This is a genomic window from Micromonospora yongxingensis (assembly GCF_052601155.1).
This window is the reverse complement of record NZ_JBQXEO010000017.1, coordinates 40,966-63,918: the sequence shown is the minus strand read 5'-3', so window position 1 is coordinate 63,918 and position 22,953 is coordinate 40,966. Positions and strand designations below refer to the sequence as shown.

Sequence of the window (22,953 nt, the reverse complement as noted above, 5' to 3'; positions counted from 1 at the left end):
ACAGGGGCCCGTGCTGACAGCGACGGCCAGGCGGCGGGCGCTCAGCCCGCGAGGCGCAGGGTGGCCAGGTAGTAGGGGGCGTCGCGGTCGTCCACATCGGTCAACCGCCAGCCGCTGCCGTGCACCAGGCCGGCGAACTCGTCCGCCGAACAGACCAGGTAGTCGAACCACTCGGTGCCCAGCTCCCGGTAGCGCAGCCGCAGCCGGAGCTGCCCGCCCAACCGGCCACGGCGCCGGTTGCGCTCGTGGTAGCCGGTGTGCAGCGGGTCGCGGGTGCCGTACGGGTCGGTGCCGTGCGCGATGATCTGCGCCCCGGGCCGGGCCAGCGCGGCGAGCGCCGCCAGGAAGCCGGGCGCCCGCTCCCGTCCCTCGAACAGCCCCAGATTGTTGCCGAGCAGCAGGAACGTGTCGTACCGCTGACCGTCGGCGACGTGCGTGTCCACGGTGCCGTGGACCAGGCGCCGGACCCCGCGGCGCCGGCTCACCGCCAGCGCGCCCGCCGAGGTGTCCAGCCCGGTGACCGGTACGCCACGCTCCTGGAGCAGTAGCGCGATGCGGCCGGCACCCGTGCCGATGTCGAGCGTCTCGCCCTCGGCGCGGTCCACCGCCCGGTGGTCGTACGGCTGCCAGTCCGCCGGCCCGTCGAGGTAGTGCGCGGCCGGCGCGCCATTGATCAACCCGTCGTCGCGCTCGATGATCTCGATGACCGGCCTGGGCAGTCGCCCGCCGACCAGCGGTCGGGGTCCCACTCCGGTGGCCACGGCGAGCGTGTCCCGGAGCAGTTCGCCGACAACGTCACCGATTAGAGGCTCCCCCGTCACGACGTTCACGCTATCCGGCCACTCAGTGGCCCGCAGCGGCCGTATCCTGGCGGCGTGACCACGCTGGACCGGCTGTCGGCCGAGAAATACATCCTGCTCACGACCTTCCGCAAGGACGGTCGGGCGGTGCCGACCCCCGTCTGGGCGGTCCGCGACGGAGAGGCGTTGGCGGTCTGGACGCGCGCCGACTCGGGCAAGGTGAAGCGGATCCGCCACAACGGCGAGGTGACCGTGGCGCCGTGCGACGTGCGGGGCCGGCCGCACGGTGCGGAGGTGCCCGCCCACGCGACGATCTACAACGGCGGCGACACGGGCCGGGTGCGCGACCTGCTCAAGCACAAGTACCGGCTGATCGGTCGGTTGAGCCTGCTCGGCAGCCGGCTGCGACGCGGCGAGGGCGGCACGGTGGGCATCCGGGTGACGCTGGCCGACGGGCGCGGCTGAGGCCGGGAGCGACGAAGCCCGGACATGGAAAGAGGCGGCGGATCGAGATCCACCGCCTCTGACCGGAAAAACTGGTGCCGGCTCAGTCGCCCTGCCGCTGCTGCGGGATCTGGCCCTGCAGCAGCGCCCTGACCTCCGACTCGCGGTACCGACGGTGGCCACCCAGGGTGCGGATGGCGCTGAGCTTGCCGGCCTTGGCCCACCGGGTCACCGTCTTCGGGTCGACACGGAACATCGACGCCACCTCGGCCGGCGTGAGTAGCGGCTCTGGTTCGTGCGTTCGCGATGCCATCGGTCACTCCTCCACGTGTATAGACATCGGCCGGGGTCCCGCCGGCCGACGCGTCTCCCATGGTCCGGCTAGTCCCCGATGTCCGACATGGGCCGAACGGATGAAGGTCCCTAGACGGACGGATGAACCATGCCCGATTTTTACGACTTTTACACGGCAGAAAGTACCTTATTCGGACTCATGATCACGGTTCGTGATGCGTCAACTACGAGCACACCTCACCTTGGGAGCGCTCCTCGGGCGATTTGCCTTAGTTGCACCGCTCCAGCAACTGCACGGCACGCCACCGCGCGACCAGCTTGTCGTACGCGGCCGACGCCTCCTCGGCCTCACCGCGCGACAGCCCGGCGAGGCCACCCGCGACCAGCTCCGGCGAGTCGTCCGCGGTCAGCGTCTCGTCGGAGAGCAGGTCGACCAGACCGCCGTAGTCCAGCTCCACCACCGAACGCGGGTGGAACTCCTCCAGCCAGCGGGCCGCCTCCTCCACCGCCTCGGTGATCGGGGCCTCGCCCACCGACTTGCGCAGCACCGACAGCGCCCGTGACGAACGGCGGCGGGCCTTGGAGATCTCCGTGCGGTAGCGCAGCGCCCGTCGGCCCGGCTCGGTGACCAGATCCCGCTCCGTGGGGTCGAAGAGGACGAACCAGCGCAGCGGCACGCCCCAGGTCGCGATCTGCTCGTGCACGCGGGGCACCCCGTGCTCCAGCACCCGGGCACCGCTGCGCCAGTCGTCGACCACCGCCCTGGCCTGACCGGCGAGCACCGGCGGCACGAAGGCGTCGGCGAGCACCGAGGGCACCCCGTCCCGGGCGCTGAGCGCCGCCTCGGCGACCCGGATCCGCAGGTTCCAGGGGCAGACCAGCAGGCTGTCGTCCGTCTCCAGGACGTACGCCTCCTCCGGCAGGTCGGGCAGCCGGGTCCAGCCCGCGCCCAGCGCCTCGATCACCGCCGTCCGCTGCCGGCCGGGCCCCTCGACCGGAGCCACCGCCCGCCCCTCCGACACGTAGCGGCGCCAGTAGCTCTGGCGGTCGCGGTCGAAGGCGGTCAGCGGTTCGTACACGCGCAGGTAAGAAGCGAAGAGCGACGGCACGGCGCGATCCTCCCACGAACCGCCCCCGGACGCCGCCAGCGGCCGGACCACGCGCGCCGCAACGTGGGACGGCGGCGGACGCGTCGGGCACCCTCAGGGCGGCCGATACTAGGCTCGACGGCACCGGCAGCATCCCCGCCGGGGTCCACCAGGTCCGCGTCCCACAAGGACGCACACCACTCCAGGAGCCAGTCATGGGCGTATTCGCGAGCACCGACGACCCGGTATCGACCGGTCACGAACAGGTCGTGTTCTGCCAGGACAAGCAGACCGGGCTGAAGGCGATCATCGGGATCTACTCCACCGCGCTGGGGCCCGCGCTGGGCGGCACCCGCTTCTACCCGTACGCCAGCGAGGACGACGCCCTCGCCGACGTGCTCGACCTGTCCCGTGGGATGGCGTACAAGAACGCGCTCGCCGGGCTGGACCTGGGCGGCGGCAAGGCCGTCATCTGGGGTGACCCCGAGCAGATCAAGAGCGAGGCGCTGCTGCGCGCGTACGGCCGCTTCGTGGAGTCGCTGGCCGGTCGCTACTACACCGCCTGCGACGTCGGCACCTACGTGGCGGACATGGACGTCGTGGCCCGGGAGACCCGCTACGTGACCGGCCGCAGCGTCGAGCACGGCGGCGCCGGCGATTCCTCGATCCTGACCGCCTGGGGCGTCTTCCAGGGCATGCGGGCCGCCGCCGAGCACGTGTGGGGCACCCCGAGCCTGCGCGGTCGCCGGGTCGGCGTGGCCGGTCTGGGCAAGGTGGGCAAGTACCTGACCGGGCACCTGCTGGAGGACGGCGCCGAGGTGGTGGCCACCGACGTCAACCCGAAGGCGCTGGAGTGGGTGCGCACCAACCACCCGCAGGTCACCCTGGTCGACGACGCCGCCGCGCTGGTCGCCGCCGACATCGACGTGTACGCCCCGTGCGCGCTGGGCGGCGCGCTGAACGACGACACCGTGCCGGCGCTGCGGGCCAAGGTGGTCGCCGGAGCGGCGAACAACCAGCTCGCCCACCCGGGCATCGAGAAGCTGCTGGCCGACCGGGGCATCCTGTACGCCCCGGACTACGTGGTCAACGCCGGCGGTGTGATCCAGGTGGCCGACGAGATCGAGGGCTTCAACTTCGACCGCGCGAAGCTGCGGGCGACCCGGATCTACGACACCACCCGGCAGATCCTGCACCTGGCGGACGCCGAGGGCGTTCCCCCGGCGGTGGCGGCGGACCGGTTGGCCGAGCGGCGGATGGCCGACGTCGGCCGGCTGCGCACGATCCACCTGCGTTGAGCGGGCACCCGGAGGCGGACCGACCGGATCCGCCTCCGGGCCCCACGCCAGGAGCCCCGCTCGGTAAGCTGAGTCCCAGTCGAGTTTGGCGCGTTTTGTCCGGTGTCACGGGTGCTCTACGGTTCGCTCCTTACCGGGTACACTGGGTGACGGCCGGATCGACGCGACGCGCAGAGCCGGCTGACGGTAACCCGAGGTGCCGAACGATGGCATCCCCATGTACCGTAAGAGCCACGAGAGATGCCTGACGTCATCGGGGCCCGCCTTCGGGCTGCCCCGCATTCTGTGCGAGGGGGTCGAGCCATGGGGCGCGGCCGTGCTAAGGCCAAGCAGACGAAGGTGGCCCGGGAGTTGAAGTACCACTCCCCGAACACCGACCTCACCGCCTTGCAGCGCGAACTGGCGGGTGCTGGTAAGTCTGAGCACCACTTCGACGACGACTCAAAAGAGTTTGTCGACGACGATGATGAGGATCACGCGGACGACGACCCGGATCCCTGGGTTCGTCCGACCCGCTGACCTCTCGATGCAGCTGAGCACGCGGTGACCCCCGCGTGCTCACGCATGTGTCCGTCTAGGGCGGTATCAGCGGCGACGATCGGGGGCCTGGCCCGGCGGGAGACTTCTCCCGCCGTTCGACAGGCCCCTGACCGCGTTCGCCCTCAGCGCGGCCGGTTGTTCCAGTTGTAGAAGGTCGGGATGTTCTCGAAGTGGTTCCAGGCGCAGACCGCGCTGGCGCCGTCCCCGCCCGACACCTCCGCCCGCAGCCGCCGCGCGTCCTCGGCCTCCTGAAGGAGCGCGACGAGCCCGGGGGCCACCTCCCGCACCCGCTCGGTGACTCCGTCCGGAGCGACATCCGCTTCGCGGTCAGGCAACCGGTGACTCGTGGTCTCGGGCATGCTCCAACACTCCCTCCAATAGGCGGATCTTGCTGTTGCGGCAGTGCTCGGTCTCCGTGCCGTCAAAACGCCCCAGCTCGAAGTAGCGGTTGGCGGCGTGGCCACCGCCACAGAAGCCGAAGTACGGGCAGGACGCCCGACACGCCTCCACCCCGGCCAGGAACTCGCTCACCCACGGCGTCGCCGCAGCGCCCGCGAGGATCTCGGTCAGCGGGCTGGTCAGCACGTTGCCGCTGCTGAAGTCGCCGTAGCGGGGGTCGGTGAAGCCGGCCAGCTCCGGGGAGAGCACGGTCACCGAGCCGTCGTGCCCGATCGTGGGGATCGGATCGAGCTGGCGGGGCAGCACCCTGTCCGCCGAGTTGTCGAGCACCGCCGCCGCGTAGCGCAGCGACCACTCGATCTCGCGCAGGTGGATGCGGGGCTCCCGGCGCCAGGCCGTCACCAGTTCGGCCCAGAAGGCGGTGACAGCGGCCGCCTCGTGGCGGTTGTCGCGGGTGTTGACGCCCTCGGTCTCCTCGATGTTGATGCCCAGCACGTCGCAGCCCAGCCCGAGGAAGTACTCGTACAGCTCGCCGGCGAGCCCCGCCTCCGGCCTGGACACCACGGCGAGCGCGGAGAAGGGCAGCCCGTGCCGGCGCAGCGCGGCGACCCCACGCAGGATCCGGTCGTACGCCGGCTGGCCGCCCCGGTTGACCCGGTCGCCGTTGCGCTCCCGCGGCCCGTCCACGCTCACACTCACCCGCACCTCGTGCCGGGCGAAGAACTCGCACCAGTCGTCGTCGATCAGCGTGGCGTTGGTCTGCACGTGGTGCTCGACCTGGGGCCCGAACGGCGCGATCAGGTCGGCCAGGTGCTCCCGGCCGGCCGCCAGCGGCTCACCGCCGTGCCACACCACCGAGAAGCGACCGACCGCCGCCCACGGGTTGACCGCCGCCGCCACCGCCTCGGCCACCGACACCGACATCCGCCGGTCGGCGGCACGGAACGGCAGGTAGCAGTACGAGCAGTCGAGGTTGCAGAGGGTGGTGGGCTGCATGACGACGTACGACGGGACCGCGGCCAGACCGCGCATCCCGCTGAACGACTGTCCCCGAGCAGCCATTGCCCTCCTCCGCCTAGCCTGAGGGTGCCCTTCAGGCTAGGCGGCATTGGCCACTCGGGTGAAGCCCTGATCAGGTGCCCGTACGATCACCAGAGCGTGATCATCCGCGGGTGTGCTGGCCAACCATCTGCACGTTGCCGGTGCCCTCGATGATCTCGCCGGCCTGCCACGCCTCGACCCCACGGCCGGTCAGCGTGGCCAGCGCCCGGTCGGCGTCCTCGGCCGAGACGATCGCGAACATGCCGACGCCCATGTTGAAGGTCGACTCCATCTCCGGGTCGTCGATCCGACCCTTCGACTGGATCAGGTCGAAGACCGGCTGCGGCTTCCAGGTGGACCGGTTGACCACGGCGTCGACGTGCTCCGGCAGCACCCGGACCAGGTTGCCGGGGATGCCGCCGCCGGTGACGTGGGCGAACGCCCGCACGTCGGCCTCGGCGATCAGCTTCAGGCAGTCCTTGGCGTAAATCTTGGTGGGGGTGAGCAGCTCCTCACCCAGGGTCCGCTGCCGACCGAAGTCGTCGATCACGATGTCCAGCCGCATCCGGGCCGCGCCGAGCAGCACGTGCCGGACCAGCGAGTAGCCGTTGGAGTGCAGGCCGGACGAGCGCATGGCGATCACCACGTCGCCCACCTCGACCCGGTCGGGGCTGAGGATGTCGCTCTCCTCGACCACGCCGACGCCGGTCGCGGAGATGTCGTACTCGTCCGGACGCAGCACGCCGGGGTGCTCGGCGGTCTCCCCGCCCAACAACGCGCAGCCGGCGTAGCGGCAGCCGTCGGCGATGCCCGCCCCGATCTCGGCGACCTTGTCCGGAACGACCTCGCCGGTGGCGATGTAGTCGAGCAGGAACAGCGGCTCGGCGCCGCACGCCACCAGGTCGTCGACGACCATCGCGACCAGGTCGATGCCGACCGTGTCGTGGATGTCCATCTGCTGGGCGATCACCAGCTTGGTGCCCACCCCGTCGGTGGAGGACGCCAGGATCGGGTTCTTGTACTTGGTCGTGTCCAGCCGGAACAGGCCGGCGAAACCGCCGAGGTCGCCCAGCACCTCGGGGCGGCGGGTCTGGCGCACCTTCGACTTGAGCAGCTCCACCGCGCGGTCGCCCGCGTCGATGGAGACGCCGGCGTCGGCGTACGAGACCGAGCGTTTGCGCGCCTGACGGCCGGCGCCGGCCGTCCAGGGCTGGCGGTCGCCGCCGGCGCCGGTCGGGCTGCTTCCTGCGCCGCTGCGCTCGGACACGTGCGTCACGGTTCTCCCCTTTGTGGTTCTCGGTGCCGCGCCGGCGGTGGCCGGGCCGCGCCGGTTGGTGCTACGGGCGGTTTGCGGTCACGCCACCAGGAGTGGCGACGAGCGAGCCGTTGGTGTGCGGAGCCTCCGGCGCCGAGTTGGCGACCCGTCGGCCCACCCCTTCGAGCACGTGCTTGCCGATCAGGTTGCCGGCCGGCAGCTCGATCGGGTACTCCCCATCGAAACACGCCCGACACAGCCGGGTCTTCGGCTGCTCGGTCGCGGCGATCAGGCCGGGAAGCGAAACGTAGCCCAGCGTGTCGGCTCCGATGGAACGCCGGATGCCGTCGTTGTCCAACCCATTGGCCAGCAGCTCGGCCCGGGTGGCGAAGTCGATGCCGTAGAAGCACGGCCAGCTGACCGGCGGGGAGGAGATCCGGACGTGGACCTCCAGCGCCCCCGCCTCGCGCAGCATCCGCACGATGGCCCGCTGGGTGTTGCCGCGGACGATCGAGTCGTCCACCACCACCAGCCGCTTGCCCCGGACGTTCTCCCGCAGCGGGTTGAGCTTTAGCCGGATGCCGAGCTGGCGCAGGGTCTGCGACGGCTGGATGAAGGTGCGCCCCACGTACGGGTTCTTCATCAGGCCGGCGCCGTAGGTGATGCCGGACGCCTCCGCGTAGCCGATCGCGGCCGGCGTGCCCGACTCGGGCACGGGGATGACCAGGTCGGCCTCGACCGGGTGCTCCTTGGCCAACTGCCGGCCGATCTGCACCCGCGCCGCGTGCACGTTGCGACCGGCGATCGTGGCGTCCGGGCGGGCGATGTAGACGTACTCGAAGAGACAGCCCTTCGGCTCCGGCGCCGCGAACCGGGTGGACCGCAGCCCGTCCTCGTCGATGGCGATCAGCTCGCCGGGCTCGACCTCGCGCACCACACTGGCGCCGACGATGTCCAGCGCGGCGGTCTCACTGGCAACCACCCAGCCGCGCTCCAGCCGACCGAGCACCAGCGGGCGCACGCCGTGCGCGTCGCGTGCCGCGTAGAGGGTCGACTCGTCCATGAAGACGAAGCTGAACGCGCCCCGCAGCTGCGGCAGCACCTCCATCGCGGCCGCCTCGACCGACAGGTCCGGTCGGCTGGCCAGCAGCATGGTCACCAGGGAGGTGTCGTTGGTCGAGCCGTCCGCGACGAGGCCGCGTTCGGCGACCTCCTTCTCCAACTCGGCGGTGTTGACCAGGTTGCCGTTGTGAGCCAGCGCGATGGTCGTGCCCGAGCTGGTCGACCGGATGGTCGGCTGGGCGTTTTCCCAGTTCGAGGCGCCGGTCGTGGAGTAGCGCGCGTGCCCGATCGCCAGGTGGCCGCGCAGGCTGGCCAGCGTGGGCTCGTCGAAGACCTGGGCCACCAGGCCGAGATCCTTGTAGACCACCACTCCGGAGCCATCGCTCACCGCGATGCCCGCCGCCTCCTGGCCGCGGTGCTGAAGGGCGTAGAGACCGAAGTAGGTCAGATTGGCGACCTCTTCGCCGGGGGCCCAGACGCCGAAGACGCCGCAGGCGTCCTGGGGGCCGGGTCGTTGGGGGTCAAGGTCGTGGCTCAGCCGGCCGTCGCCTCGGGGCACCTACCGCTCCCTCATGCTGGTCTGGACCGGCCTGGCGGGGATCACGGGGCGGATCCACACTCCTCGTGCCGGGACCACTGTCGTCGCCTGACAGTGTACGCGAACAGCTATCGATACATAAAGTCACGTTTCCCCTGCCGACCGTGACGATCACCCGGACATCCGGGCAGCTAGAGGGGCAGGTGTGCCGAGAGGTCCGCGCGGACGCCGCTCACCTGGACGCGACCGTCGGTAACCGCCTCGGCCCAACCGATGCGCCCGGTGGCCAGCGCCAACCACGTCTCCGGGCTCATCTCGACCACGTTTGGCGGGTTTCCCCTGGTGTGTCGAGGACCGGGAACGCACTGGATCGCCCCGTATGGTGGGACGCGCACCTCCACCGATCGGCCGGGGGCGCGCTCCGCGAGGACGGCCAACAACGACCGGACCGCCTCCCGGAGCACCGGCCGTTCGGGCGTACGCCCCTCGTCAAGCGCCGACAACGCGGCCGTAACGGCGGCGGACTTACTGTACGGAGAGGACACGACGGGACGATACGACCCGCAGGTAGACCATGTGACGCTGGCCCTGGGTCGCGCCGATCCAGCAAGACAAGGCATAGTTGCCGACGGCGTATTCGTACCGTGATGATCCCCGGCCCGGCGCCCCGCCGGTCAAGGGAAGTCAGCCCGGAAGGCGGTGGACGTGTCAACACACCGACGTGCCTGGTATCAGCGGGCCGGTGTGGTCGTAGCGCTGGTTACCGGCGCTCTGCTCGCCGTCCCCGCCACACCAGCAATGGCCGCAGACGTCGATGTTTCCCCAAACTCGATCTCCGTAAACGCCGGCAGCGACGCCACGATCACCGTGCGCGTCACGCCTGGTAACGGCGACGAGAAGGGGAAGATCAGCCTCTCCGGCCTGCCGTCCGGCGTCAGTTGCGCCGGTGGTTGCGGCGAATTCGATTTCGGCGGCGTTCTCGGCAACCCGACAAAGTCGGTGCTGGTCAGGATCGCGGCCAATGACAACGCCGGCGACGCGACCGCCACCGTCACCGTGGCCGTCGAGGCCGAGTCAGGCCCCGACACCGCCACCGTCTCGCTGACCGTGAAGGGCAAGGCCGCGCCGCCGCCACCGCCGCAGAACCAGACCGTGCGGTCGGTCTCCGGCAAGGTCGTCGTGCAGGCCGACAGCAAGGCCGTGCCGAACGCCGTGGTCATGCTGCAGGACAGCGCGGGCCACCGCTACGACACCACCAGCGACGGCAGCGGCAACTTCCGCTTCACCGGCACCAGCGAGAAGCCGATCGCGCCGGGTCGCATCGACCTGGGCGCCAGCTTCGACAACGTGCTGGCCACCAAGAGCCTCAACGCCACGGCCGGTCAGGCCATCACCGGGCAGCGGATCAGCCTCGCGATCAAGGTCGAGGTGACGCCGAGCGCCACCCCGTCCCCCACCGCCGAGGCCCTCCCCACCGAGGAGACGACCGAGGAGGGCGCCGAGGAGCCGTCCGAGGAGGCCAGCCCGGGCGCGCCCGCGAACGCCGCGAACACCGAGGACAGCGGCGGGATCGGCTCGTACATGATCATCCTGCTGGGCGGTCTGCTGGTTGCCGCCGGCGTCGGCACGATCGTGCTGCTGTGGATGAAGCGCAAGGAGAACGGCGACGACGAGGACGCCCCGGCGGGTGCCGGGGCGGCCGGCGCGGTGCCGGCGGCGCGCGGCGGCTTCCGTGGGGCCGACGACCAGACCCGGGTGGTGGGTCGGCCCGGAGGCGGACCGGACCCGACCATGGTCGGTGGCGCGGCGCTGAGCGAGGCGCCGACGATGATGCACCGTCCGGTGGTCGACGACGTCCCGCCCGACCCGTACGCCGCGCCCGCACAGCCGTACGGCGCCGCTGGCCAGCAGGGCTGGGGTGGCACCGGCTACGGCGACGAGCCGGCACCCGGCGGTTACGGTGCCGGCGGTTACGGCAACGCTCCCGCCTCGGGCGGCGGCTACGGCTCGGCGACGACCCCCGAGGGTGGCTACGGTGCCGGCGCGGCCGGTGACGGCTACGGTGCCGCACCCGGCTCCGGCGCCGGCTACGGCGGCGCTCCCGCCCCCGGCTACGGCAACGCGCCGTCCTCCGGCGGTGGCTACGGCAGCCGCGACTACACGGCCCCGGCCGGTGCCGCCGGATACCCGCCGGCTCCCGCCGGTGGCGCGGCCTACGGCGAGCGCTTCGACGAGCCGACCGGCCGGTACACCGGCGACAGCACGCAGTACCCGGCCCCGGCCGACCCGTACGCCACCGGCGTCTACCAGCCGGAGCAGGGTCAGGGCTACGGCCAGCCCGACCCGACGACCCCGTACAGCGGCCGGGGGGCGGAGCCCACCGGTGGCTACGGCCAGCAGGCCGGCGGGTACGACCAGGGCGGCTACGGCGGCCAGCAGGCCGGCGGCTACGACCAGGGCGGCTACGGCCAGGAGCCCCCGCAGCAGCGTGGCGGCTACGACCAGGGCGGCGGCTACGACCAGCAGGGTGGCTACGGCGGCCAGCAGGCCGGCGGCTACGACCAGGGCGGCTACGGCCAGGAGCCCCCGCCGCAGCGCGGCGGCTACGACGACCGGGCCGGCTACGACCAGCAGGGCGGCTACGGTCAGCAGCCCGGTCGGGCCCGTCCGGACGGCCCTCCGCCGACCGAGCGGGGCGGTCGACGCCTCGACTGGCTGGACGACTGACCGACCACAGCGCAGGGAAACGGCTACCCGGAGATCCGGGTAGCCGTTTCGCTATCGCGAGATCCACTCGTGGTCATTGAAATCGCAGTGTTCCGTCCACCTGGACACCGCGACTTCAGGGACGCCGAGTCGATCAGCGAGGATGCGTGATCAGGCGGCGGAGAACACGCCCTGGCGGAGCACCGGCACGACGTCCGACACGCCGACGCGGACGGCGACCTCCACGTCCTCGGCGAAGCCACCTTCGGTCAACTCACGCCCGGAGACGCTCCCCCGCACCGCGGCGGGCACGTCCGGGGTGCTGGCCAGCGCGGCGAGCGCCATCGCCGCCTCCACGGAGAGCCCACCCGGCACGCCGGAGAGGGCATCGAGGACGCTGGCCGCGCCGAGCTGGTCCTCCACCGACGGGCGCAGCGACCCGTCCGGCCACCGCTCCCCCGAGGCGATCACACCGATCGGAGCGTCCGTCGTGCCGTACCCCTGGCGGCGCAGCCAACGCCCGACGGCGTGGGCGTTGCGCAGGCACGCCGCGACCACCGGAAGCCCGGTGGCACTGGCGGCGGCACTGATCGCCGAGCCGTTCGGGGAGGGCAGCACCAGGTCCGCCACCACCGGCGCGGCACTCAGGGCGGCGGGCGAGAGCGACCACGGATGCTCCGCTGTCACCCGCCGACGGCCCACCGCGGCCACCGCGCCAACCCGCAGCGCGTACTCGGCGGCCTGCTCACCCCAGGGGAACGGGTGCACGCGCATGCCGCGAGCGACCGCCACCTCCACGGAGGTGGTGAACGAGAGCACGTCCACCACCACCAACGCCGCGCAGACGCGACCGAGCTCGGCCGCCCCGGTCAGCCCCCAGTCGAACCGGGCACCGGAACCGGGTTGGCCGTAGACGGCCGCCGCCAACGCCTCAGCGCTCGTCAGGCGACGGTTCGGTGACACCGGAGTCAGACTCGGACGACCCGCCGGGCTCGGCGGCGATCGGCTGCTCCGGCTCGGCCCGGTGGCCCGACACCTCGGCGACCGGCTCGACGGCACCGGTCTGCGGGGCGGGGCCGGCCGAAGCGATCGGCTCGGTGGCCACCGCCGCCGTGTCCACCGGCTCGGCCTCCTCGACCGGCAGCGGCACGGCCTCGACCGCGCCCGCCACGCCAGCCGCCGGAGCGGGCACCTCGACGGCGGTCGCACCGCCGAAGAGGCGCGGCAACGTCGCGGTGTGCGCGGCGCGCAGCTCGTCCAGACCGATCCGGAACTGGCCGTGCACCTCCAGCGCACCGCCGGCCGGGTCGGTGACACCGATCAGCTCGAACGGCACGCCCCGCTCGGCGCAGAGCGCCGCGAACGCCTTGTCGTGGCCGCGCGGCACGGACACCAGCGCCCGTGCGGCGGACTCGCTGAACAGGTAGACGAACGGCATCGAGCCGCCGGTGAAGTGCTCCGGCACCGCGATCCGGGCACCGACGCCGCGACGCAGGCAGGACTCGACCAGGCTCTGGGCGAGGCCACCGTCGGAGAGGTCGTGCGCGGAGGTCAGGTGACCGACCCGGGCCGCCTCGGCCAGCAGGTCGGCGAGCGCCTTCTCCCGGGCCAGGTCGACCTGCGGCGGGATGCCGCCGAGGTGCTCGTGCGTCACCCAGGCCCACTCCGAGCCGGAGAGTTCCACGTTCGTCTCGCCGAGCAGGTAGAGCTGGTCGTGGTCGCCACCGGCGCGCGGGACGAAGCCCATCGGCACCCGGTCGGCGACGTTGTCCAGCACGCCCAGCACGCCGACCACCGGGGTCGGGTGGATGGCGGCCGCACCGGTCTGGTTGTAGAAGCTGACGTTGCCGCCGGTCACCGGGATGCCCAGCTCCAGGCAGCCGTCCGCCAGGCCGCGCACGGCCTCGGCGAACTGCCACATCACGCCCGGGTCCTCCGGCGAGCCGAAGTTGAGGCAGTTGGTCACGGCGATCGGCTTCGCGCCGGTCACGGCCACGTTCCGGTACGCCTCGGCCAGCGCCAGCTTGGTGCCGTTGTACGGGTCGAGCCGGGCGTACCGGCCGTTGCCGTCCACCGACAGCGCCACGCCGAGCCCGGTCCGCTCGTCGATCCGGATCACGCCGCCGTCCTCCGGCTGGGCGAGCACGGTGTTGCCCAGCACGTAGCGGTCGTACTGCTCGGTGACCCAGGTCTTGTCGGCCAGGTTCGGCGAGGCGATCATGCGCAGCACGGTCTCCCGCAGCGCCTCCGGGTCGGCCGGGCGGGGCAGCGTCTCGGCCCGGTCGGCCTGGAGCAGGATCAGGTCCGCCGGCTCGCGCATCGGTCGGGCGTAGACCGGCCCGTCGTCGACCAGCGAGCCCGGCGGCACGTCGACCACCAGGTGGTCCTGCCAGGTGATCAGCAGGCGTCCCGGGCTGCCGTCCGCCTCCGGCGGGGTGACCTCACCGATCGCGGTGGCGAGCACGCCCCACTTCTCGGCGGTCTTGAGCACCGCGTCGAGCTTGTCCGGCTCGACGACCAGCAGCATCCGCTCCTGGGACTCGCTGGCCAGGATCTCGTGCGGGTCCATCGACGGCTCGCGCAGCGGCACCCGCTCCAGCCAGACCCGCATGCCGGTACCGGCAGCGGCGGCGGTCTCGGTGAGCGCGCAGGTCAGCCCGGCGCCGCCGAGGTCCTGGATGCCGACGACCAGCTGGCCGTCGTACAGCTCCAGGCATGCCTCGATGAGCAGCTTCTCGGTGAACGGGTCACCGACCTGAACGGCGGGGCGGCGCTGCTCGCTGGCCTCGTCGAAGGTCGCGCTGGCCAGCACCGAGACACCGCCGATGCCGTCCCGGCCGGTCTTGGCGCCCATGAGGACGACCACGTTGCCGGGGCCTGCGGCGGCCTTGTTCTGCAGCCGGTCGACCGGCAGCACGCCCAGGCAGAGCGCGTTGAGCAGCGGGTTGCCCTGGTAGGAGGGGTCGAAGACCAGCTCACCACCGATGTTGGGCAGGCCGAGGCAGTTGCCGTAGCCGCCGACACCGGCGACGACGCCGGTGAGCACCCGGGCGGTGTCCGGGTGGTCCGCGGCACCGAAGCGCAGCGGGTCCATCACGGCGATCGGGCGGGCGCCCATGGCGAGGATGTCCCGGACGATGCCGCCGACGCCGGTCGCCGCGCCCTGGTACGGCTCGACGAAGCTCGGGTGGTTGTGCGACTCGACCTTGAAGGTCACGGCCAGCTCGTCGGAGACCTGCACCACACCGGCGTTCTCGCCGATGCCGGCGAGCAGCCGGTCGCTGTGCGGAGCCTTCTCACCGAACTGGCGCAGGTGCACCTTGCTCGACTTGTAGGAGCAGTGCTCGCTCCACATGATCGAGTACATCGCCAGCTCGGACTGGGTGGGGCGACGGCCGAGGATCTGCCGGATCCGGTCGTACTCGTCGTCCCGGAGACCCAGCTCGGTGTACGGCTGGAGCTCGCCCGGGGTGCCACCGGCACGCGGCACGGTGTCCACGCCCTCGGTCCAGTCGATTACGGCCGGCTGGGCGGCGGGCTGCGCCGGGAGCGACTCGGTCGGCTGCGCCGGGGCGGAGTACGCCTCCGGTGTGTCGCGTACCGGGTCCGGATGGGTGGTCATGACCTCTCCTCGCTGCGCTCGTGCCCGCCTGACCGGCGGTTGAGCTGACCGATGATCGTGCCGCCGGTCACCGCTCCGCACTTCGTCCGCGACTGCGGGGCTCGCGGGCCCGGCTCACTCCTCCCGCTCACGCCGGCGCCCCCACCAGGTGCTTGAGGACCGAGGTGAAGAAGCCGAGGCCGTCCAGCGAGGGGCCGGTGAGCGCCTCCACCGCGTGCTCGGGGTGCGGCATGATGCCGACCACGTTGCCGGCGGGGTTGGTGATCGCGGCGATGTCGCGCTGCGACCCGTTCGGGTTGCCGCCGACGTAGCGGGCGACCACGCGGCCCTCGGCTTCGAGCTGGTCCAGCGTCGCGGTGTCGGCGACGTAGCAGCCCTCGCCGTTCTTGACCGGGATCAGCACCTCCTGGCCGGGCTGGAACGCGTTGGTCCACGCGGTGCCGGCCGACTCGATGCGCAGGATCTGGTCCCGGTTGCGGAAGTGCAGGTGCTGGTTGCGGGTGAGCGCGCCGGGCAGCAGGTGCGCCTCGCAGAGGATCTGGAAGCCGTTGCAGATGCCGAGCACCGGCAGGCCGCCGTGGGCGGCGTCCACGATCGTCTCCATCACCGGCGCGAACCGGGCGATGGCCCCGCAGCGCAGGTAGTCACCGTAGGAGAAGCCGCCGGGCAGCACGACGGCGTCGACCCCGTGCAGATCCGGGTCACCGTGCCAGAGCCGGACCGGCTCGGCGCCGGCGATCCGGACGGCTCGGGCCGCGTCCCCGTCGTCGAGCGAGCCGGGGAAGGTGACGACACCGACCCGGGCGGTCACGAGCGGGCGTCCGCGGTCTCGTCGGCCTCGACCAGGCGGACGGTGAAGTCCTCGATGACCGGGTTGGCGAGCAGCTTGTCGGCGATCTCCCGGGCACGGTCCAGGTCTGGTTCACCGGCGAACTCGATCTCGATCCGCCTGCCGATCCGAACCGAGGCGACGTCGCTGACGCCGAGCCGGGGCAGCGCGTTTGCGACGGCCTGGCCCTGCGGATCGAGGATCTCGGGCTTGAGCATGACGTCGACGACGACGCGAGGCACTGGGCACTCCTGACTGTGTACGCAGTTGGGTGCCGACCCACAACGGGCGAGCGCAGCCAGCGTACCTGGCAGATTCCGTCCCGGACGCACCGGCCGGGCGCAGTTCAGGCAGTGATCGACATAACCGGCCTCCGGGACCGGCCGTCAGGCGGGAAACGAGGTCTCACCAGGGGATATGCAGCGCCACGAGTCGCCAAACCGTTACATTTGTTAATCTCGATCCGATCCTTGAAAACGGCCGCCGCGCGCCCTACTGTACATCGACACGGTTCGATGTCAGCGGTAGCGGGAATCCCCGCTGCCGCCCTCCCGCGCCCGGCGACCCCGGGCCCGCCCCGTCCAAGGAGTCCACCCGATGCGCATCCGTCCCCTGCTCGCCCTGCTCGGCGCCGCGCTGGTCGGCGTCCTCGGCGCCTCGTCCGGCGCCGTGGCCGCCCCCGCCGGCCCGCAACCCATCATCGGCGGCGGCACCGTCTCGTCCGCGCCCTGGGCCGCCGCGGTCATGAGCAACGGCTCGTTCACCTGCTCCGGCAGCGTCATCGCCGCGCAGTGGGTGCTCACCGCCCGGCACTGCATCAGCGGCACCATGTCGGTGCGCGTCGGAAGCGTGAACCGCACCTCCGGCGGGGTCACCCGCACGGTCAGCGCCACCTACACCCGCTACGACCTCGCGCTCATGCGGCTCTCCAGCGCCGTCACCACCTCCGCGGTGAGCCTGGCCAGCAGCAACCCGCCGATCAACTCGACGAACTCGATCTACGGCTGGGGCATGACCTGCTACAGCGGCTGCTCGGCGTCCACCCAGCTGAAGACCGCCACCGTCCGGGTGACCAGCAACAGCGCCACCGACGCGTACGGCGGGCAGGCGATCCGCAGCACCCGGATCAACGGCAACGCCTGGCGGGGCGACTCGGGCGGCCCGCAGTTCTACAACGGCCAGCAGGTCGGGGTGGCCTCGACGGCCGACGGCTCCAGCATCCAGAACTACGGCAGCGTTGCGTACAACCGCGCCTGGATCACCTCGGTGGCCGGTGTCTGACGGTTAACGCCCGGCGCGGTGCGGATGGTCGGCGGCGTGCCGGCCGTCCGCGCCGCGTCGTTTTGCAGCATCCGATCAGGTGAACAATGCACACGATCGGGTCGCGCCGCTCCTGACAGCATCGGAAACGTGCTGGTCGTGACGACGGAGCAACTGCCCGGCTACGAGATCCGCCAGATTCTCGGTGAGGTGGTGTCATCGATGGCCAGGACGCGCAACCCGTACCGCGAGGGGGTCAAGAACCTGCGCGGTGGCGCGTACGACCCGATGGCACCGGACAACCTGACCCGGTGGCGCACCGACTCGGTGGCCCGGCTCGGCGAGGAGGCCCTGCGGCTGGGCGCGAACGCGGTGATCGGCATGCGGTTCGACAGCCGGGACTGCGGCGAGATGTGGATGGAGATCTGCGCCTACGGCACGGCCGTGATCGTCGCACCCGTCATGCCGGACGTCATGCCCTCCGACCAGCCCGCGATCGCGGCGGAAACGGCGCAGCAGCCGGGCGTCGTGGAAGCACCGGGCGGCATCGCCGAACCAGCCAGCGCCCCCAACCTCCGCACCGCCGCCGAAACCCCCACCGGCGACTGACCCAGCCCAGCCCTGCCCTGCCCAGCCCAGCCCAGCCCTGCCCTGCCCTGCCCTGCCCTGCCCTGCCCTGCCCCGCCCCGCCCTGTTGATCATGAAGTTGTTGCCCTCCACCTCGGCGTGTCGGGGCAACAACTTCATGATCAACTAGTCGGGCGGGCAGGCGGGCGGCCGGTGGGGGTGGGGTGGGGTGGGGTGGGGTGGGTTAGAGGATGGGGGGTGGGGAGTAGGTGGCGGCTTCGGGGTGGGCCGTGACCACCTCGGTGATGCGGCGGGTGACCGCTGCCACCTGGGCGGAGGCGGCGCCGACGAAGGCCGTCCGGTCGGCGACCAGGGTGTCGATGTCGGCGCGGGACAGGCCGAGCCGGCCGTCCGCGGCCAGCCGGTCGAAGAGATCGTTCTCCGGGGCACCCTTCTCGCGCATGGCCAGCGCCACCGCGACCGCGTGCTCCTTGATCACCTCGTGTGCGACCTCCCGGCCGACGCCGCGCCGGACCGCCGCCACCAGGATCTTCGTGGTGGCCAGGAAGGGCAGGAACCGCTCCAGCTCCCAGTTGATCACCGCCGGGTACGCGCCGAACTCGTCGAGCACGGTGAGGAAGGTCTGGAACAGCCCGTCGGCGGCGAAGAACGCGTCCGGCAGGGCCACCCGACGGACCACGGAGCAGGAGACGTCCCCCTCGTTCCACTGGTCACCGGCCAGTTCGCCGACCATCGACAGGTAACCCCGGATGATCACCGCGAAGCCGTTCACCCGCTCCGACGAGCGGGTGTTCATCTTGTGCGGCATCGCGCTGGAGCCGACCTGCCCCGGCTTGAAGCCCTCGGTGACCAGCTCCTGGCCGACCATCAGCCGGATGGTGGTGGCCAGCGACGAGGGCGCGGCGGCGGTCTGCGCCAACGCGGCCAGCACGTCGAAGTCCAGCGACCGGGGATAGACCTGCCCGACGCTGTCCAGCACCCGGGAGAAGCCCAGGTGCTCGGCGACCCTGCGCTCCAGCTCGGCCACCTTGTCGGCGTCGCCGTCGAAGAGGTCCAACTGGTCGGCGGCCGTGCCGACCGGCCCCTTGATCCCACGCAGCGGGTAGCGGGAGATCAGGTCCTCCAACCGCTCGTACGCGATCAGCAGCTCCTCCGCCGCCGACGCGAAGCGCTTGCCCAGCGTCGTGGCCTGCGCCGCCACGTTGTGCGAACGGCCGGTCATCACCAGCTCGGAGTGCTCGTGGGCGAGCCAGGCGAGGCGGGCCAGGGTGGCCACCACCCGGTCCCGGATCAGCTCCAGCGAGGCGCGCACCTGCAACTGCTCGACGTTCTCGGTGAGATCCCGGGAGGTCATCCCCTTGTGCACGTGTTCGTGCCCGGCGAGCGCGCTGAACTCCTCGATCCGGGCCTTCACGTCGTGCCGGGTGACCCGCTCCCGCTCGGCGATCGAGGCGAGGTCGACCTGGTCCAGCACCCGCTCGTACGCCTCGACCACGCCGTCCGGCACCGGCACGCCGAGGTCGCGCTGAGCGCGGAGAACGGCGAGCCAGAGGCGCCGCTCCATCCGGACCTTCTCCTCCGGGGACCAGAGGGCGACCAACTCGGGCGAGGCGTACCGGTTGGCGAGCACGTTGGGGATCGTCGTCACGTACCTCATTGTCCCGCACGCGCTGGTCAGCACCCGGACCGGGCCGACGGCTCAGGGGCCGGTCAGCTCGTGGACCGTGACCGGGCCGGAGACCAGCCGCACCGGGGCCAGCCGCGCCAGCTCCGGCGACACGGCACCCGCCCGGGTGTCCGCGAAGATCCACCGGACGCCGTACGCCGTTCGGAGCCGGTCCAGGTCGGCCGTCGCCGGCGCCGTGAAGACCCGCTCGTTGAGTGCGAACAGCTCCTGGTCGGGGAAGCTCTGCCGGGCGTACCCCAGGTTGGCCACACCGTGCGCGGCCACCACCGCGTCGGTGTAGCCCCAGCTCTCCACCACGGCCCGGTGCCCGCCGAGGCCGGTCACCCAGAACGCCCGGGCATCACAGTGCGGGGTGGTCCGCACCGGCCGGCAGTGCACGTTCGTGGCGACCACGTCGTCGGCGGCGGCGTTCGCGTCCAGCCACAACGCGGCGCGCATCTCGTCGGCGGTCAGCGCGTACGGCTGCGGGCCGCTCGCCGGCCCGGGCTCACTCGCCACCGAGCGGAGGGTCCCGGACACGCTGACCGCGATGCTGGCGCCGAGCAGCGCGGCGGTGACACCGGCGACCGCCACCGTGGCCGCCCGCCGACGACCCCCCGACGACGGGACCCGCCGCCGCCACAGCGCCGCCACCCCGGCGGCGAGCGCCGCGGCCAGCGCGACGAACACCGCGTACCGGATCGCCGAGGCGCCCAGCACCCGCAGCCACCCCTCGATGCTGCGGTCGGGACGGCCGATGGCCGGCACGACGAGCCCACCCAGCGCGCCGGCCGCGGCGAGCGCCACCAGCCCACCCGCTCCGGCAGTCGACACCAGCACCGGCCAGGGCACGCGGGCCGCAGCCAGCGACCAGGTGGTCAGCACCGCGCCGACCGGGATGACGCCCATCCAGAAGTAGATCTGACTGACCGACGGGTGCTGGAACACCCAGGTGGTGGCGGCCCCGGCCAGCACCGTGCCGGCGAGCAGCCAGACCGCCGGATCGGCCCGCTGCCTCCGGTCGACGAGCAGGATCATCCCGACCCACCGGGGGGCGTGGCCCAGCACCCACCACCCGACCACGGCGAACGCCAGCAGCCACCCGAGGGCACCACCGTCGTTGATGCCCGGCGGCAGTGGCGCGGCCGGCCAGATCCCGTCGCCCCGACCGAGCGTCTCGGCGTACGGGGCGGTGAAGTGCAGCAGCGCCAACGCCTGCACCCGCAGCGTCGAGGCGCCACCTCCGGCGAACAGTCGGAAGCCGAGCGCCATCGCCGCCACCAGACAGGCCAACGCCACCAGCGCGGGCCGCGGCACGCGTCGCTCCCGCCACCAGACCACAGCCGCGGTGAGACCCAGGCCGGCGATCAGCGGCGGCAAGGCGCTCGACTTCGCCCCCGCACAGACCAGCCCGAGCGCCGGGACCAGCGGCCAGGCCCGGCCGAGGCCACGCCCCCGCGCCACCTCCACACAGAGCCCGGTGAGCAGCAGCAGCGGCACCAGGACGTAGGTCTGCGACGGGCTGGCGTACGACAGCGGCATCTCACCGGACGCGCCGGCGGGCGAGGCGAGCGTGACGGTGGTCCCGAGGAAGCCGGCGACGGCGACCACCGGGCCGGTCCAGGCGGCGCCGCTCAGGTCCCGGACCAGCCCGGCGGCGAGCACCACCGCCGTGCCGATCACCGGCACCAGCCAGAGTCGCAGCAGCACCACCGGCGGTGAGATGCCGGTGATCATGCTGCCGGCGGCGACGTGGGCGTCGGAGAGGTAGTGGTAGCGCAACTCCTCGCCGGCGACGTGCGGCAGCTCGAACGGCATCGCCCGGGTCAGCTCCTGCACCAGCCCCAGGTGGTAGAGCAGGTCCTGGTAGTAGCCGCCGTGCACCGGGGGCAGCGGAACCATCCGCCACTGGGTGTACCCCCAGGCCAGCACCAGCAGCAGCGCCCCGCCCATCGCCCAGTGCCAACCGATCGGCAGCGGCCGGCGTTCGCCGATCCGCCAGTGCCGGCGCAACGCGGGTACGGCGGCGAACGCGACCAGCACCGGAAGCGGCCACCAGCGCAGCAGGGACTGCTGGCCGGTCGCGGCGGCCGACGCCCAGGCGACGAGTTCGAGCAGCAGGCCGGTGGCCGCGCCGTGGGCGAGGTCCTCCGGCAGGTTGCCCCGGCCGCCGCGCAGCGCGCGGTGCACCAGGGTCCCGGGCAGCACCAGGGCGAACGTCCAGTACGCGGCGTACCGGGCCAGGTCGGGGACGGGCACGCCGCCGCGCCACCAGAGCACCAGCAGGGCGGTGACGGCGAGCGCCCAGGGCAGTCCCGTGAGGACCGGCCGGAGGGCGTTCCGCCGCGACACCGGCGTCGGGGTGTCGACCCGCCCGGCCAGCAGGGTGTCAGCCACGGGCGCCGACCACGGGCGCGCGTGACTCGTCACCGATCGGCCCGACCGTCGCGGCACGCGGGACGTCGTCGAGCGAGTCGAACCCGACGTGGAAGGCCGGCCGGTTCTGCACGGTGGCGTAGATCCTCCCGACGTAGTCGCCGAGCAGGCCGAGGCAGACCAGTTGCACCCCGCTGAGCAGCAGCACGGCGACGAACATCGAGGTCCAGCCGGGGATGGTGGCGCCGGCGACGTACGCGACCATGCCGAACGCGATCAGCCCGAGGCAGAGCAGGAAGCTGCACATCCCCAGCCAGGTGGCCAGTCGCAGCGGCGCGGCGGAGAAGTTCGCCGTGCTCTCCCAGGCCAGGGCGATCATCCGGCGCAGCGGGTACTTCGTCTGGCCGGCGACCCGTGCCGCACGGACGTAGCGCACCTCGGCGCTGGGAAAACCGAGCGACGGCACCAGCAGCCGGTAGACCGGGGCGCGTTCCGGCAACCGGCGCAGCACCTCGATCACATCCCGACTGAGCAGCCGGAAGTCACCGGCCTGCGCCGGCAGGTCGGCACCGACCAGCCGGCGCATCAGCCAGTAGTAGACCCGGGCGGTGTTGCGCTTGAAGACCGTGTCGGTGCTGCGGTCGGCGCGAACGCCGTAGACCACGTCCACGCCGTCCTCGCGGGCCGCCCGGAGCATGTCGGCGATGGCCTCCGGCGGATCCTGGAGATCCGCGTCGAGGCTGACCACCCACCGGCCGACGGCCCGGTGGAGTCCGGCGGTCAACGCCGCCTGGTGGCCGCTGTTCCGCCGCAGCCGGACGACCCTCAGCTGCGGCCAGTCCCGGGCGTGGTCGAAGAGCACCGCCACGGTGTCGTCCCGGCTGCCGTCGTCGACGGCGACCACCTCGTAGTCGATCCCGAGCGCGTCGAGCACCGGCCGCAGCCGGGTGACCAGGGCCGGGATGACCGCGGTCTCGTTGAACATCGGGATGACCACCGACAGGGTGGTCATCCCGGGGACGACGGACTCCATCGTGTTACGGCCCCGTTCCGCACGCAGGAGTGATCGGTGCCGCACCGAGGGTGCGGCAGCGATCACCGTGGCGTGGCGAACTTCCCACCAGCGGGCCGGGTCCTGAACAGACCG

Annotated in this window: 21 protein-coding genes; 6 read left to right on the top strand and 15 right to left on the bottom strand. The window is 72.2% G+C overall.

Annotation, left to right across the window (positions count from 1 at the left end; translation table 11 throughout):
- Positions 1-41 precede the first annotated feature (41 nt).
- Complete coding sequence (locus ACTWLT_RS20635) at positions 42-821, bottom strand: class I SAM-dependent methyltransferase (protein WP_252417110.1); 780 nt, start codon at positions 819-821, stop codon at positions 42-44.
- A 54-nt stretch (positions 822-875) separates the two neighbouring features.
- On the opposite strand from ACTWLT_RS20635, the gene ACTWLT_RS20630 reads away from it, so the two are divergent.
- Positions 876-1,265, top strand: coding sequence for a PPOX class F420-dependent oxidoreductase (locus tag ACTWLT_RS20630; protein ID WP_252417109.1), 390 nt, complete (start codon positions 876-878; stop codon positions 1,263-1,265).
- Positions 1,266-1,347: 82 nt separating this feature from the next.
- Here the strand turns inward: ACTWLT_RS20630 and ACTWLT_RS20625 are convergent, their stop codons facing one another.
- Together ACTWLT_RS20625 and ACTWLT_RS20620 are read right to left on the bottom strand one after the other, a co-directional pair.
- Positions 1,348-1,557, bottom strand: coding sequence for a BldC family transcriptional regulator (locus ACTWLT_RS20625; protein ID WP_007073996.1), 210 nt, complete (start codon positions 1,555-1,557; stop codon positions 1,348-1,350).
- A gap of 250 nt (positions 1,558-1,807) precedes the next feature.
- Positions 1,808-2,647 (bottom strand): DUF8083 family protein, encoded by an 840-nt coding sequence (locus tag ACTWLT_RS20620; protein ID WP_252417108.1) that lies wholly within the window; start codon positions 2,645-2,647, stop codon positions 1,808-1,810.
- 194 nt (positions 2,648-2,841) lie between these two features.
- On the opposite strand from ACTWLT_RS20620, the gene ACTWLT_RS20615 reads away from it, so the two are divergent.
- Both ACTWLT_RS20615 and ACTWLT_RS20610 read left to right on the top strand, forming a co-directional pair.
- A complete protein-coding gene (locus tag ACTWLT_RS20615; RefSeq protein ID WP_445319786.1) occupies positions 2,842-3,924 on the top strand; it encodes a Glu/Leu/Phe/Val family dehydrogenase in 1,083 nt (360 codons plus the stop codon).
- 303 nt (positions 3,925-4,227) lie between these two features.
- Positions 4,228-4,443, top strand: a complete 216-nt coding sequence (locus ACTWLT_RS20610) for a DUF3073 domain-containing protein (protein ID WP_030332207.1) — start codon at positions 4,228-4,230, stop codon at positions 4,441-4,443.
- 143 nt (positions 4,444-4,586) lie between these two features.
- Here ACTWLT_RS20610 and amcA read toward each other — a convergent pair whose 3' ends face one another.
- From amcA to ACTWLT_RS20585, 5 genes are all read right to left on the bottom strand, one after another.
- On the bottom strand, positions 4,587-4,823 hold the full coding sequence (amcA, locus tag ACTWLT_RS20605; protein ID WP_445319785.1) for a multiple cyclophane-containing RiPP AmcA: 237 nt from the start codon (positions 4,821-4,823) through the stop codon (positions 4,587-4,589).
- The gene (gene amcB / locus ACTWLT_RS20600; protein WP_445319857.1) at positions 4,792-5,895 is read right to left on the bottom strand and encodes a cyclophane-forming radical SAM peptide maturase AmcB; all 1,104 of its coding nucleotides are present in this window, start codon (positions 5,893-5,895) and stop codon (positions 4,792-4,794) included. Before amcB ends, amcA begins: the two co-directional genes overlap by 32 nt.
- Positions 5,896-6,025: 130 nt before the next feature.
- Positions 6,026-7,180 carry a phosphoribosylformylglycinamidine cyclo-ligase gene (gene purM / locus ACTWLT_RS20595; protein ID WP_252417104.1) on the bottom strand — a complete coding sequence of 385 codons (1,155 nt, stop codon included), beginning with the start codon at positions 7,178-7,180 and terminating at the stop codon, positions 6,026-6,028.
- A gap of 61 nt (positions 7,181-7,241) precedes the next feature.
- Positions 7,242-8,780 (bottom strand): amidophosphoribosyltransferase, encoded by a 1,539-nt coding sequence (gene purF / locus ACTWLT_RS20590; RefSeq protein WP_328422359.1) that lies wholly within the window; start codon positions 8,778-8,780, stop codon positions 7,242-7,244.
- Between the two features lie 170 nt (positions 8,781-8,950).
- The gene (locus ACTWLT_RS20585) at positions 8,951-9,304 is read right to left on the bottom strand and encodes a sterol carrier family protein (protein ID WP_445319784.1); all 354 of its coding nucleotides are present in this window, start codon (positions 9,302-9,304) and stop codon (positions 8,951-8,953) included.
- 160 nt (positions 9,305-9,464) lie between these two features.
- On the opposite strand from ACTWLT_RS20585, the gene ACTWLT_RS20580 reads away from it, so the two are divergent.
- A complete protein-coding gene (locus ACTWLT_RS20580) occupies positions 9,465-11,486 on the top strand; it encodes a carboxypeptidase-like regulatory domain-containing protein (RefSeq protein WP_445319783.1) in 2,022 nt (673 codons plus the stop codon).
- Between the two features lie 150 nt (positions 11,487-11,636).
- On the opposite strand, the gene ACTWLT_RS20575 is transcribed toward ACTWLT_RS20580, so the two are convergent.
- The 4 genes from ACTWLT_RS20575 to purS all read right to left on the bottom strand — a co-directional run bounded on the left by ACTWLT_RS20575 (position 11,637) and on the right by purS (position 16,158).
- Positions 11,637-12,392: a 2-phosphosulfolactate phosphatase gene (locus ACTWLT_RS20575; RefSeq protein WP_252417160.1), complete on the bottom strand. Its 756-nt coding sequence runs from the start codon at positions 12,390-12,392 to the stop codon at positions 11,637-11,639.
- A gap of 4 nt (positions 12,393-12,396) precedes the next feature.
- On the bottom strand, positions 12,397-15,087 hold the full coding sequence (purL, locus tag ACTWLT_RS20570; protein ID WP_445319782.1) for a phosphoribosylformylglycinamidine synthase subunit PurL: 2,691 nt from the start codon (positions 15,085-15,087) through the stop codon (positions 12,397-12,399).
- A gap of 127 nt (positions 15,088-15,214) precedes the next feature.
- Positions 15,215-15,898, bottom strand: a complete 684-nt coding sequence (gene purQ / locus ACTWLT_RS20565; protein WP_252417099.1) for a phosphoribosylformylglycinamidine synthase subunit PurQ — start codon at positions 15,896-15,898, stop codon at positions 15,215-15,217.
- The gene (purS, locus tag ACTWLT_RS20560) at positions 15,895-16,158 is read right to left on the bottom strand and encodes a phosphoribosylformylglycinamidine synthase subunit PurS (RefSeq protein WP_252417098.1); all 264 of its coding nucleotides are present in this window, start codon (positions 16,156-16,158) and stop codon (positions 15,895-15,897) included. Before purS ends, purQ begins: the two co-directional genes overlap by 4 nt.
- Positions 16,159-16,513: 355 nt before the next feature.
- Between purS and ACTWLT_RS20555 the strand changes: the two genes are divergently transcribed.
- Positions 16,514-17,197, top strand: a complete 684-nt coding sequence (locus tag ACTWLT_RS20555) for a S1 family peptidase (RefSeq protein WP_445319781.1) — start codon at positions 16,514-16,516, stop codon at positions 17,195-17,197.
- Between the two features lie 24 nt (positions 17,198-17,221).
- Positions 17,222-17,785, top strand: coding sequence for a YbjQ family protein (locus tag ACTWLT_RS20550; protein WP_445319856.1), 564 nt, complete (start codon positions 17,222-17,224; stop codon positions 17,783-17,785).
- Between the two features lie 202 nt (positions 17,786-17,987).
- Here ACTWLT_RS20550 and purB read toward each other — a convergent pair whose 3' ends face one another.
- Genes purB through ACTWLT_RS20535 form a run of 3 tightly spaced genes read right to left on the bottom strand, consistent with a single transcriptional unit; the run spans position 17,988 to position 22,839 of the window.
- Positions 17,988-19,412 carry an adenylosuccinate lyase gene (gene purB, locus ACTWLT_RS20545; RefSeq protein ID WP_445319780.1) on the bottom strand — a complete coding sequence of 475 codons (1,425 nt, stop codon included), beginning with the start codon at positions 19,410-19,412 and terminating at the stop codon, positions 17,988-17,990.
- A gap of 51 nt (positions 19,413-19,463) precedes the next feature.
- Positions 19,464-21,827 (bottom strand): hypothetical protein, encoded by a 2,364-nt coding sequence (locus ACTWLT_RS20540; protein WP_445319779.1) that lies wholly within the window; start codon positions 21,825-21,827, stop codon positions 19,464-19,466.
- Positions 21,820-22,839: a glycosyltransferase family 2 protein gene (locus ACTWLT_RS20535; RefSeq protein ID WP_445319778.1), complete on the bottom strand. Its 1,020-nt coding sequence runs from the start codon at positions 22,837-22,839 to the stop codon at positions 21,820-21,822. The genes ACTWLT_RS20540 and ACTWLT_RS20535 overlap by 8 nt, the downstream gene beginning before the upstream one ends.
- Between the last annotated feature and the right edge of the window lie 114 nt (positions 22,840-22,953).